This window comes from Shewanella sp. S1-58-MNA-CIBAN-0166, assembly GCF_040310085.1.
Classification (GTDB): domain Bacteria; phylum Pseudomonadota; class Gammaproteobacteria; order Enterobacterales; family Shewanellaceae; genus Shewanella.
On sequence record NZ_JBEOPN010000009.1, the window covers coordinates 16,325 to 28,786 of the forward strand.

General features: G+C 39.0%; 10 protein-coding genes and 1 pseudogene. 8 read left to right on the forward strand and 3 right to left on the reverse strand.

The window, feature by feature from the left end; all coding sequences use genetic code 11:
- The first annotated feature begins 45 nt into the window (after positions 1 to 45).
- A complete protein-coding gene (locus tag AAEY99_RS07450; protein WP_101086323.1) occupies positions 46 to 981 on the forward strand; it encodes an ABC transporter ATP-binding protein in 936 nt (311 codons plus the stop codon).
- Positions 981 to 1,751 carry an ABC transporter permease gene (locus AAEY99_RS07455; RefSeq protein WP_101086119.1) on the forward strand — a complete coding sequence of 257 codons (771 nt, stop codon included), beginning with the start codon at positions 981 to 983 and terminating at the stop codon, positions 1,749 to 1,751. Before AAEY99_RS07450 ends, AAEY99_RS07455 begins: the two co-directional genes overlap by 1 nt.
- An 83-nt stretch (positions 1,752 to 1,834) precedes the next feature.
- Here the strand turns inward: AAEY99_RS07455 and AAEY99_RS07460 are convergent, their stop codons facing one another.
- On the reverse strand, positions 1,835 to 2,791 hold the full coding sequence (locus AAEY99_RS07460; RefSeq protein WP_351009864.1) for an integron integrase: 957 nt from the start codon (positions 2,789 to 2,791) through the stop codon (positions 1,835 to 1,837).
- A 374-nt stretch (positions 2,792 to 3,165) separates the two neighbouring features.
- Here AAEY99_RS07460 and AAEY99_RS07465 point away from each other — a divergent pair, with 374 nt between their 5' ends.
- On the forward strand, positions 3,166 to 3,615 hold the full coding sequence (locus AAEY99_RS07465) for a hypothetical protein (RefSeq protein WP_350997708.1): 450 nt from the start codon (positions 3,166 to 3,168) through the stop codon (positions 3,613 to 3,615).
- A 485-nt stretch (positions 3,616 to 4,100) separates the two neighbouring features.
- Here the strand turns inward: AAEY99_RS07465 and AAEY99_RS07470 are convergent, their stop codons facing one another.
- Positions 4,101 to 5,144, reverse strand: a complete 1,044-nt coding sequence (locus AAEY99_RS07470; protein WP_123884363.1) for an IS110-like element ISShfr7 family transposase — start codon at positions 5,142 to 5,144, stop codon at positions 4,101 to 4,103.
- A gap of 187 nt (positions 5,145 to 5,331) precedes the next feature.
- Between AAEY99_RS07470 and AAEY99_RS07475 the strand changes: the two genes are divergently transcribed.
- Complete coding sequence (locus AAEY99_RS07475; RefSeq protein ID WP_350997705.1) at positions 5,332 to 5,751, forward strand: hypothetical protein; 420 nt, start codon at positions 5,332 to 5,334, stop codon at positions 5,749 to 5,751.
- 666 nt (positions 5,752 to 6,417) lie between these two features.
- Here AAEY99_RS07475 and AAEY99_RS07480 read toward each other — a convergent pair.
- Positions 6,418 to 7,457: pseudogene (locus AAEY99_RS07480) on the reverse strand (IS110 family RNA-guided transposase).
- A gap of 154 nt (positions 7,458 to 7,611) precedes the next feature.
- Between AAEY99_RS07480 and AAEY99_RS07485 the strand changes: the two are divergent.
- The 4 genes from AAEY99_RS07485 (at position 7,612) to AAEY99_RS07505 (ending at position 12,263) form a co-directional block, all read left to right on the forward strand.
- Entirely contained in the window at positions 7,612 to 8,589 is a 978-nt protein-coding gene (locus AAEY99_RS07485; protein WP_351009866.1) for a transposase, read from the forward strand.
- A 428-nt stretch (positions 8,590 to 9,017) separates the two neighbouring features.
- The gene (locus AAEY99_RS07490; protein ID WP_351009868.1) at positions 9,018 to 10,028 is read left to right on the forward strand and encodes a substrate-binding domain-containing protein; all 1,011 of its coding nucleotides are present in this window, start codon (positions 9,018 to 9,020) and stop codon (positions 10,026 to 10,028) included.
- A 577-nt stretch (positions 10,029 to 10,605) separates the two neighbouring features.
- Positions 10,606 to 11,091: a hypothetical protein gene (locus tag AAEY99_RS07500; protein WP_351009871.1), complete on the forward strand. Its 486-nt coding sequence runs from the start codon at positions 10,606 to 10,608 to the stop codon at positions 11,089 to 11,091.
- A 419-nt stretch (positions 11,092 to 11,510) separates the two neighbouring features.
- Positions 11,511 to 12,263 (forward strand): CPBP family glutamic-type intramembrane protease, encoded by a 753-nt coding sequence (locus AAEY99_RS07505; RefSeq protein ID WP_351009873.1) that lies wholly within the window; start codon positions 11,511 to 11,513, stop codon positions 12,261 to 12,263.
- Positions 12,264 to 12,462: the final 199 nt, after the last annotated feature.

Below are 12,462 nucleotides of genomic sequence, written 5' to 3' on the forward strand. Positions count from 1 at the left end.
AATAAAAAGTGTTTAATTCGCAATTCATGGATTAGAGGTATGACAATGAGTAACACCAACAATGCATTGGTGATCGAAAACCTTAAAAAAACCTATAAAGGTGGCGTAGAAGCCGTTAAGTCGATCAGTTTGACGGTAAAGCAAGGTGACTTTTTTGCCCTGCTTGGCCCTAATGGTGCGGGTAAATCTACCACCATCGGCATTATCAGCTCATTGGTACAGAAAACCGCAGGTACAGTGTCGGTATTTGGTTTTGATATTGATAAGCAGCTCGAACATGCCAAGTTATGCATCGGGTTAGTGCCGCAAGAATTTAACTTTAACCAGTTTGAAACCGTGCAACAAATAGTGGTTAACCAAGCAGGTTACTATGGGGTACCAAAAGCGGTTGCATTAGAGCGTGCTGAAAAGTACCTCACCCAACTTGATTTATGGCAAAAGCGTCACGCCCAAGCCCGCGAACTGTCTGGCGGTATGAAACGCCGTTTAATGATTGCCCGTGCGTTAATGCACGAACCTAAATTATTGATTTTAGATGAGCCAACAGCTGGGGTCGACATTGAACTGCGCCGTTCAATGTGGGAATTTTTAAAGCAAATCAACAAGCAAGGTGTGACCATTATTTTAACCACCCACTACCTTGAAGAAGCTGAGATGTTGTGTCGCACCATTGGTATTATCGATACCGGTTTGCTGGTGGAATGCACCACCATGAAGGCATTATTGAGTAAGCTAGATGTTGAAACCTTTATTTTCGATTTACGACACGATCTCGACGTAGCACCAATGCTCACCAATATGAATTGCCGCTTAACTGACGCACATACCTTAGAAGTCGATGTGGCCAAATCGAACAATATCAATGAATTATTTACTCAGTTAACAGCAGCCAATATCGAAGTATTGTCGATGCGCAACAAAGCTAACCGCTTAGAAGAATTATTTGTAGAGCTGGTAGAAAAAGCCAAGGAGTCAAAATAATGAACAGTCTGTATTTTGTGGCTTTTAAAAGTATTTTAACCAAAGAAATTAATCGCTTCACCCGTATTTGGATCCAAACACTAGTGCCGCCAGCCATTACCATGACGTTATACTTTTTAATTTTTGGTAATTTAGTTGGTAGCCGTATCGGAGAAATGGGCGGCGTTACCTACATGGAGTTTATCGCGCCAGGTTTAATCATGATGTCGGTGATAACCAGCTCATATTCTAATGTAGCCTCATCGTTTTACAGCGCCAAGTTTCAACGCAACATTGAAGAAATTATGGTGGCCCCAGTGCCACATTACGTGATGATAGCCGGTTACGTCGGTGGCGGCGTCGCTCGTGGTCTAAGTGTTGGTTTAATTGTTACCACAGTGGCGATGTTGTTTGTTGATATCTCGTTACATCATGTTGGCTTGGTCGTGCTAACCATGTTTTTAACCTCTGTGTTATTTTCACTTGGCGGGTTAATTAATGCGGTATTTGCCAAAAGCTTTGACGACATCAGTATTATTCCAACATTCATTCTCACACCATTAACCTACTTAGGTGGAGTATTTTACTCGTTATCGTTATTGCCACCTTTTTGGCAAGGTGTATCGGGCTTAAACCCAGTTGTGTATATGATCAACGTATTCCGCTATGGCTTTTTAGGTTTTGCTGACTTAAGTGTACCGTTATCGATTGCCATAATGGTTGGTTTTTGTGTCAGCTTATGGACACTGGCTTATTATTTAATATCGCGTGGAATTGGTTTGCGTAGCTAAGTCTCATAGGCGGTAAGCCGCAGCCAAAGCGGTTGTTATCATCTCAGTGTAAAAGGGCTCGTAAGAGTCCTTTTTTATGGGCGTTATTTATCTATTGGGCTGGTAGTATGACTAAAGCGAGAACCTATAACATGAGTATACAGTTCAGTCGTTTTAAGATCTGAATGGCCTAATAGTTCTTGAACAGTACGAATATCGGTACCATTTTGCAGTAGTTGAGTCGCAAACGTATGCCTAAAGGTATGTGCTTTTACTTGTTTCGGTATTTGGCTGATTAATACTGCTTTGCGTAATTGTTTTCTAAATGTTGTTTCGTGAATATGATGACGACAAATATAGCCATCATATGGATGTGTACAGCGCGTCGATGAGGAGAAAACATACTGCCAAGATAAATCTTTAGCGGCATTACCATATTTGCGTAATAGTGCAGGTTGCAAAGATGCTAACCCATAACCTTCACTTAAATCTTGCTGGTGGCGAGCTTTTACCATACTAAATTGGTTATCCAAAGAATGGCTTAAGGATTTTGGCAATAATGTATAACGGTCTTTTTTACCTTTGCCTCTAAAAATAAATAACGTATTATTCTGTATGTTTACATCTTTAATTCTTAGCTTTAATGCCTTATTTATTCGTAATCCTCCACCATATAGAAGTGATGCAATTAACCAATATTGGCCAGAAAGGTGGCTAATAATGTTTTTAGCCTCCTCGTGGGTTAGCACTGTCGGTATGGACTGCTCCCGCTTAGTAAACGAATAACGTAAATCCGATATCTCTCTTCGAATAATATGTTTATATAGATAAATAATTGCGCATAAAGCTTGGTTTTGTGTTGCAGCACTTACCTGCCGATTGACTGCTAAGTGATTTAAGAAACGCTCAATTTCGGCATTACCCATGTCTTGAGGATGTTTTTTGTCATTGAAAAGGATAAATTGCTTTATCCAATATAAATATACTTTCTCTGTTTTGATACTGTAACGACGAGTGCGAAGTTCGGTACGAATTGACTCGAGAAATGGTGATGTTGACATATCAACTCCTTTTGATTCAAACTAACATTATAGCTGTATATATATACAGTTATAATTCATTCTTGTAAAAATGCCAGTTTTGTTCTCGTTATGTAATCGCAAAAATTCTCGGTTTTACCTAAAGGACAATGCTATCCAATTGAATTAGCTTATTTTGTTAAAAAATCGGATCTATATGACGAGCCATATCATTCTCGGTTATCTAAATTCTCGCTTTCGTCCAGACTAAAGGGTGATTGATTCGAGTTAACTAAGCTGATAAGTTACTAAAATTATTAATAAATAAAGTGGTATGGATGTTGAGTTTTGGTGAGCTTCTCAGGATGTTTATTGGAATTCTCGCTAAACGCTGTTAGGCATATACAGGAAGTATTGTGTTAGATTCAAGACCGAATAAACCTCTCATACTAGGCGCACTATTCAGTGCAGTTGCAGCTTTAGCTCATTTGGGCTGTATTATATTTGGTGGTGATTGGTATCGCTTCTTCGGTGCGGGGGAGCAAATGGCTAAGATGGCTGAAGCAGGGGAATCTTATCCTACGATTGTTACATCTGTTTTAGTTTTAGTTCTTTCAATTTGGTCTCTATATGGATTATCTGGAGCAAGGTTTATCACTAAGCTTCCTTTTTTGCGTACGGCTTTAGTTCTTATATCATCTATTTATGTATTACGTGGTGTGTCATTCGTTGCATTAATGCCTATGTTTCCTGAGAATAGCATTAAATTTTGGCTTGTAAGTTCAACAATATGTTTAAGTATCGGTATGTTATATTCAATTGGTACTTATCAAAGTTGGTCAAAGCTAGGTGCAAAACATGCCTAACACATATGAGCCTTCCACCAGTCAATAGGCGAGCCTAACTTATTTGACTGCTTTTGCAGTCAAATTAAAATCAATCAACAAATTCATCTACTTCGTCTGTCATTTAGCTGTCAAATCATCGTTTACAGCAAACACATATAGAGGCTCTCTTAGTGCGATCTTATCGCTGCCTGACTCTTTTCAATCCGTTGAAATATCAGGGGCACTAGACATTTATCGGTTAACCCTAAGATGGCACTATTCAAGTCAGAGGTGCTTTTTGCACAGTTAGTTTCAGGCTCATTTAGGGTGTAAACGACTTTGTTGATTGTATTTATTAATGCGCGCCAATAAGGTGTCTAATCAAGGCAACGTAGCTTAAATAGCATTTGGCATAGTGATGATGGTGAGAAGTCATTGCTTCATTAGCCACATCATTCACGGTCATGCTCGCTTCTCTTTTTAAGAGTATCTAGTTAGACGTTCAGCTCACCTTATTGCGCGACTTATCCTTTTAAGAATCGTTGTTCATCAAACACCGTTTTGTTCTTCAGCATGAAATAGACGCAGCGACCAAGCTTATGTGCCAGTGCAGACAACGCCTTTGCTTTACTCATTCGTTTTTGTAATCGATTAAGGTAGTTACGTGCTTTGTCATTGCCTCGCAGGTAAAGCACCGCTGCTTCTGAGAATGCCCATTTCAAATGAGCATTACCGATTTTATTGCCATTGGTGCCATAGGTTTTACCCGCTGATTCTGCTTTGCATTTGACCAATCGAGAGTATGAAGCAAACTTTTGTACTGACTCAAATCGACTGATATCACCGATTTCATAGAGGATTGTCAGTGACAAAATCTTGCCAATACCTGGTACTGTTTTCAGTAATTCTAAATAGACGGGATTATGGTTTTTGGCCTGTTTTTCAATGAACCATTCAACCTGTGCGAGTTCCTTTGCATAACAATCAAGTAGTGCCATGTCTAAATCAATGTTGCGTTGTACGATAGGATCTTGATATTGCTCGCGAAGTTTTTGTCTTGCAGAGATGTTTTTAAGATTAAGTTCAGTGGCAGGTAAATTGTATTGGCTGTTGGTGTTAACCACATGACCTTTGAGCATGGCCCCGTGACGGACAATCTTCATTCTTCGGCGCAGTAGATCACGAGCTGCGCGCATTTCACTTGGATAATCATAAGCTATTGGAAAGTTACCACCACGCAGTAGTGTGGCAATTTTAAAGGAATCGACTTTATCATTTTTGGTTTTACCACCGTGAATCGCCTTCATATAAAGCGCATGACCTAAGATAAAATCAATCCCAAGTTCAGCACACCAGTCGGACACCCAATACCAGCAATGCATGCACTCAACTCCGACAATTACATTGCCGATATAAGGTTCTAGAATGAGTAATAAGTCATCTTTACTGGCACCTATCTTTTTATGAGCTACAACTTCCCCTTTAGAATCAATGATACAGACATAAAGTAAACGTGCATGTAAATCGATACCACAGTAGTATGGATGTGAGTTATTATAAAATCTCATTGAGCTTTCTCCTGTTGGTTTAGTCACCTTAAGCATACCGCTGATGCGGCTTGCTAGGGAGGGGGCTCAATGAGTATCAAGTCACTCAAAAGGACTAAGAAACAGTTGGTTCTTGCTCGTACCTCGCATATTATAACCAACAATTTTTAGCCTATTAGTGAGGCGTTATATTTTTTAAAGGGAATTTATGAGTTCATTTGTAGTAAGACATCTTCCGGAAGAACTAGGTGATGTTACGAGTATCTATAAAAGCGTTAAAAAAACACCATTTTCTTATACTAGCAAAAAGCATGAAGCTGAAAAGGCTGCTACTGGTAAGTATATTTATGTCATTGAAAGAGAAAAATCTGGCAAGAATATCATTTATAAACTCGCATACCGCTACAAATGTTCTGCTTGTTTCAAACCAGCAGGCACCAATAAATGGCTTGAAAAGTTTGATTTTAAAAATACCGTAGAATACGGTTCTGAAGCTGATTTACAGCTATTAGAATCACCTAAAATTATTACGAACCCTGATTTTAATAGTTGGTACAAAACTAAAACTTTAGGTATGTGCGAGCTTCCCGCTGAACAAGAAGCAATATTAAACTCCTTGCTAGTGTAGTGCAGACAAAAATATAACTAATAAGGATAGGCCGCGCGAAGCCGCGTCCTTATCCCAAGTGTTGAACAAGCCCGAACACCTGAGAGTGACTCTTTATTATGTAATTAACAGCTCGAGAAAACGCGCTGTTTGATGTGATAGTTATCGTGCTAATTTTCTGTAGTCAGCAAGCTCCCTTAGCCCCTCTGCTAATTTTTTAACGCTATACTTTCAGTATCTTAAATTAACTCCTTCATCGTATGATTCTTTAACATGGCAATTCTTTTAACATGGCCATATATGGACGCTCCCGGTGAGTCAAGATAATACTCTGCTCACCGAAGGCTTTTTGGCCTTAGTTTTCTATACAACATTCTCACTCTTATCGTTGCTTTTGATGTGCTCATTTACCGCTAGAAGCGGTTGTACTGCCATATATACGGGCTTAACAGCCAAGCTGCGCCCCTAATGAAACCCGTACCACTGCGCCTGTCAATTGAAACACCCATGCGGATTCGGCTTTCCTATCCTTGGCCTATTCGGGCTAGCACTGGTTGGACTGAGCCATTTCTTCATCGTTCACAACAACCCTGGTGAATATTTAATGTGCTATCTTGCGGCTCTTATCACCCAGTCGGACTCGGAGTCCTTGGCCAGACCGAGCTCTGCAAGATAGCGACAACAGTGTTAACAAGTACCATGGTTTACACCTTGATTTGCTGCATATTGCGGAGCATAAGGCACTTGTTTTTGTAATAAAATCCATATCAGTCTGGCGAGTCTATGAGCCGTGGCAACCACCGTACTGCAGATGCTTTTTCGGCTTCTTAACTGTGTTATCCAACGGTTTAAATCATCTTGTTTTTTACTCGCATGGCTGACGACGGTTCTGGCGCCATGAATAAGCTGTTTTCGTAAATATCCGTTGCCACGTTTTGTAATACTGCCATTAACACTTCGATGGCCAGAGGCAAATTGCTTAGGGGTTAACCCCAGCCACACCCCCAGTTCTTTAGCAGTATTAAACGCCTGGCCTTTGCCAATTGATGCAACAAACGCTGATGCGATAATGGGGCCTATACCAGGAATACTTAATAAGATTTTGCCATTAGGGTCACGCTCGACAAGCTTTTTTATCAAGGTATTAATTCTGTCTAAACGTTTATTAACACTTTGATATTCATCCCAGAAGTCATTAGCCATCAGTTTAATAATAGGGCGTTGTGACGCATCGTTAATGATGTCCCACATAGCCACTTCAAATGCTTTATAGCCCTGGGCAAAGCAAATCCCAAAATCAACTAATACACCCCTAATTTGATTAGTACAGGCGGTTTTCTCCTTTACTAAACGTTCTCTGACTCGGTGTAACATCAATATTTCTTGCTGCTCTTCGGTTTTCACTGGCACGAAACGAATGTTTGGCCTAAAGCTGGCTTCAAAAATCGCCATTGTGTCATTGTTGTCATGTTTACTGCCTCGCACGAACGGGGTGACATGTTGGGCAGGAATGAGTTTAACGTTATGCCCCCGAGAAACTTACACCCCCAGTAATGGGATGAATAACAAGCCTCAAAGACCACATCGCAATGGGGTTGTTGCAACATAAACTCAATCAGTTGAGTGCGATTTAAACGTTTATTGAAGACTTGCTTTGCATGGCTATCCATTCCTAAAACTTGGAAAACATTTTTTGCCAAATCAATCGCAATAGTGGTAACTTTCATGGTGGACGCTCCTTAAGTAACTGTATGGTTCAACATCAGTTTGGCGCATTGACGCCGTATTAGGGAGCGTCCATCTCATCACCCATTCCAATTGGATAAATAATAAAGACTCAACTAGGCTTTAGTTACCTTTATCTCTAACAGGCAACCTAAGATGGCGAGACCAAGACAAACTATCGTTAGCTTAGACGATACGCCTTACTATCATTGTTGCTCACGAGTTGTGCGTAAGGCTTTTCTTTGCGGAATAGATAACTCGACAGGCGAGAACTTTGAACATCGACGAGAGTGGGTTGATTCACGTATTCTTGAGTTGGCGACCATTTTCGCCATTGATATTTGTGCTTATGCCGTCATGAGTAACCACTTGCATGTGGTGATAAAAGTCGATGCAGACAAAGCGAGGCACTGGTCAGATAAAGAAGTACTGATGCAGTGGCATAAAGGCTTTAAAGGCACATTGTTAACTCATAAGTATGTTAAAGAGGAAGATCTTAATCAGTTTGAGCGCCAAATAGTCGATGAATGCATTACAGAGTACCGTAAACGATTAGTTGATATCAGTTGGTTTATGCGGTCTCTCAGTGAGCCGATAGCTCGAATGGCCAACAAAGAAGATAAGTGTACAGGTCGCTTCTGGGAAGGTCGTTTTAAATCTCAAGCCTTATTAGATGAAGCGGCCGTATTAGCCTGTATGGCGTATGTCGATTTGAACCCAATTCGAGCCAAGATGGCTGCGACCCCAGAAACCTCAGATTACACCAGTATTCAGCGCCGAATAAACTCAGCAATAAAAGGCGAGCAACCTACAGAGTTATTACCTTTTGTGGGTAATGAACGTTTAGACATGCCTAATGGGCTAATGTTCAGCGTGAAAGACTACATTGTACTCGTCGAAGATACAGGCCGGATTATTCGAGAAGATAAGCGTGGTGCTATCAGTGAAAGTAGCCAAGATATACTTAATCGATTAAACATCCCCGAAGAAAATTGGTTAAAAATCACCACAGAGTTTGGTGCGTTATTTAAAGGCGCTGTTGGTGCATTACCCGCATTAACTGAATATTGTGAGCATTTAGACCGAAAACGACGACAATGTGCTTCAAATTGCCAGCGTTGGCTGTGCGCTTAAGTCTTAACTTCCACCCCAAATTACAATTCACTTTGAACTTGATTAACATCAAGTTTTTCAGCTGTGCTGAATTCTGCTGATGACGAATAAACCACTCATATAACGCTATGATTTAGACATATGGATTGAAGTTGGTGAGTTGATTGCATCGAGCTGAACTCTCTCCAAAGCAATGAAAACGAGATATGTTACTTATTTAAATGATGGGTGGCATTGTTTTGTTAAGACAGGCATTCAAAAATTAGAACCAATTGGTTGCTGGTATGGTGTTGCTATCCTGACGCATGGGGGAGTTCAAAACACAACAATATCGATTAGCCTACACTGATATGTTCGGTAATACCGTTTCAGCTCGTATCTTTAAATGAATTCCTTTGCTATATTTTATTGTAAGTAAAGTAGCGTTTTGATTTATTTCTGGAGGGGGTATGGCGAGATCACTTGTACTGTTTATTGTCTTTAGTCTAATACCCATATTTTCTGTCTATGGAAAAGAATTGAAACTTGCTGTAGTACCTAAATTTAATAGTGTTTTTTTTGAGCAAAGTAAAGCTGGTTGTATAGATGCCGCCGCTCAAATAAAAGGCGTGAAATGCATATATCGAGGACCAGATATAAGTAATGTTAGGATGCAAGATCAGGTAATAAATCAATTGATTGATGAAGGTGTCGATGGTATCGCGGTAGCCGTTACACAGTCTAAATATCTCGTTAACAATAGCCTGAAGAGAGCTAAAGAAGCAGGCATACCGATTATTACCTATGACTCTGATTTTGATGCTTCAATCAACGAAGACCCTAATAATATACGTCTAGCCTATATAGGCACTGATAATTTTGAATTGGGTAAATCATTAGGTGAAGAGTTAAAAAAACTTCGGCCCAATGGGGGAACGCTAATAATGCAATCTGGGCGACCAGATTCTCCCAATCTGAATTTAAGACTTATGGGTGTCCGTTCCGCATTATCGGGGAAAAAATACGATACACCTCCTGGCGAATTGCTTAATAACGACTCGGGCTGGACTGAAGTTAGAGAACCTTTTTTTAATTTTGATCAGCTGGATCAATCTGTTAATCAAATGGAGTCTGTAATGAAAGGTAAACCTGTAAAAGCAGATTCCTTTATTACTGTTGGTGGTTGGGCACAAAATGATCAAGCACTTTACCGTAAAATGATTGCCCCGTACCAGGCAAAAATTAATAACAACAAGGTCATCATTATTATTACTGATACATCTTCTGAACAATTAACTATGTTGGAAGATCAACTTGCTCATATCAATATTGGTCAAAACCCATATGAAATGGGAAAACAAGCCATTTTGACACTTTATAAGATTGTAACAGAACAAAAATATGAGAAAACAATTTACACTCCTATCACAGTTTGCACACCAGAGAATGTTGATACCTGTAACAAGAGTGCTGGATTGTAATCATATTTGATTTCGCCCGAATTAACATAACCAGCCAAAGTTGTCGGCTAACTGTCAAAGTCGATAGCGATAAAGTGTCTACTGTCCAAGGGGCTTACCACGTGGTTTTATTAGTGCAAGTAGCCAAGATATTCTCAATAGACTGAATATTTCCGCTGAAAACCGGCTCAAAATCACCACCGAATTGGGTGCGTTATTCAAAGGTGCGGTAGGGTCTTTAACTGCATTAACGACATATTGTGAACATCTAGAATTAAAGTGACGACAAAGCGCATCAAACTGTCAACTTTGGTTGTGTGCTTAAAGCTTAATCTCTAAAATTAGATCTAACATTAAAGCAATAACCTGATTTCCAGCTTGATATCAATCAAGCCGCTAGTGCTGTGTAGAATCTGGCGCGTTGCTCACCATTTTCTATCTAGCATTCAGTTTGTTGATAATTCCCGTTCAATGTATGTATTTGAATAGTTCAGAAGGTTATCGCAATCAAATCTAAAAGCCGTTATGTTAATTATCATAAAATTGGGTGGCAAAGTTATTTTTATTGCAGAGTCGGGCATTAGCTTTCGAGGTTTACATGAGAATATTTTCAATAATTTTATTATTTTTTTTGACGGCCTGTTCTCACAGTCCAAATACTAGTAAACAGGATAATTATACGGTCAATGATGTTGATTTCAATATTGAATTTGGAAAAATAATTGCGGTTGATGGCTTTTATGAAATAAGGCCAGATGCTTTTGATATTGAACTTGAAAATGGGGAGGAAGTTTTTCAAATCAGCCAAAATATAGAAGAAAAATTTGGTGTTCGAATAGAAAATATCAATCAAAAAGAATATAAACTTGGCTATTATATTGGTTTTTTTGCTGAAGATAAAAATGAATATGTTGTTTTTTCTCAAGGAGGATATTGGCTTATTGCACCACCAAATAACCCTAGTTATGAAGCTTTTTTATGGGAAAATGACAAAAAATTCGCTCCAGGTTATTATAAATTTGTTGTCATTGTTGATAATGAAGAGGTACTTAACGTTATTCATTTCAGAGTAAAAGCAAGCTAAGAAATAAAGTGGACCTTGTATAATTTGTTCAACTAAGTCTATTTTACATATTGTGACAAACACTCAATAAATTAGCATGGCCACCGCAAATTGTCGGCTAAATAACAAACAATGAACTACGATTTATTTGCCCTTTTAAAATGGTAATTGAAGATAGTTAGGCTAGGAAAAACTATCGTTAGCTTGGACAATATGCCTTATTCTTACTGCTGTTTGCACCAGGTACGTAAATCTTTCTCTTAAGCATTGATAATTCGACAGGTGAGAGCGTTGAGCATCGCCGAGAATAGGGTTATTCACATATTTTTATACTGATTTTCTGCTTATTAAGCACGCTATTTGTTAGACCAAAATTTTGATAGCAAGATTAGTTGTAAATAATGTGTGTTGCTGATAATAATCGATCTCACATATGAAAGGTGGTTCAATTACACTCCAATCTTATAAAAAGCCTGAATGGAAGAATGAGTATGCCACACCAAGATCAGAGCCTTAAAATTAAAATGGCGGCTCCTTTTTGTATATTATTAATAGTGATATTACTGACACAGGTTGTTGGTGTGTATGTCAGCAATAACTTTTTAGCTTCTGGAGGGGTTAAAGGTTATTGGATTATAAGTCGATTAATCTTTCCATTTGTTCTTGTTTTATTGCTGGCCATACCGTTAAAACAATTGTACTTCTCTAAACCAACAATTAATCGTGAAAACCTGCTACTTATGGCTGTGTTTTTGGGTCTTTTGCTTTGTTTATTCGTTTATCTACAATTTTTTGCCGCAGATTATTTATCTCATTATCGTCATGGCAGTTCTTTAGAGGGGCTAAGAGAGGCAGGGAAGTTTCAACGTTTTTTAATTTTTACCGTATCGACTATCATTGGCTGGGAGGTGCTTCACCGAGGATTTTTATTGGGTGGTGGCCAATATTGTTTAACTCAGCATTACAAAATCAACCCGACGGCGGCGGCTGTGATAATGACCCTTATTGTCTGCATCTTTGAAGTATTATTCCACATAAAAAAACCGATTTACGAAGCTATAGGTATGATTTTTGCCTCGCCATTATTGTCTTATTTAACCATTAAGACGCGCAGTTTATGGCCTGCATTAACGTTTCATTTATTGATTGAGTTAGCATTTGGCTTTTCCGCTTTCTATTATTCGGTCTATTAATTACTGCATTTATAAACTTGGCCAAAATCAATATAAAATCACTATGGCCACCCAAGAGTGTTGATGGACACTGGCTTACTATTTGATATCGGACAGAATTGGTTTGTGTAGCTAAGCTGTTTTTAGATCGTAGCAAGTCAGTGATAGCAAGTGATAGTGAATAAAATGAATCTTTTGCGGCATTACCAAATTCTGTAGT

Bases quoted from the DNA above. Each gene is read 5' to 3' on its own strand.
- AAEY99_RS07450 (WP_101086323.1), top strand. From the start codon at position 46: ATGAGTAACACCAACAATGCATTGGTGATCGAAAACCTTAAAAAAACC.
- AAEY99_RS07455 (WP_101086119.1), top strand. From the start codon at position 981: ATGAACAGTCTGTATTTTGTGGCTTTTAAAAGTATTTTAACCAAAGAA.
- AAEY99_RS07460 (WP_351009864.1), bottom strand. From the start codon at position 2,791: ATGTCAACATCACCATTTCTCGAGTCAATTCGTACCGAACTTCGCACT.
- AAEY99_RS07470 (WP_123884363.1), bottom strand. From the start codon at position 5,144: ATGAGATTTTATAATAACTCACATCCATACTACTGTGGTATCGATTTA.
- AAEY99_RS07475 (WP_350997705.1), top strand. From the start codon at position 5,332: ATGAGTTCATTTGTAGTAAGACATCTTCCGGAAGAACTAGGTGATGTT.
- AAEY99_RS07485 (WP_351009866.1), top strand. From the start codon at position 7,612: ATGGCGAGACCAAGACAAACTATCGTTAGCTTAGACGATACGCCTTAC.
- AAEY99_RS07490 (WP_351009868.1), top strand. From the start codon at position 9,018: ATGGCGAGATCACTTGTACTGTTTATTGTCTTTAGTCTAATACCCATA.
- AAEY99_RS07500 (WP_351009871.1), top strand. From the start codon at position 10,606: ATGAGAATATTTTCAATAATTTTATTATTTTTTTTGACGGCCTGTTCT.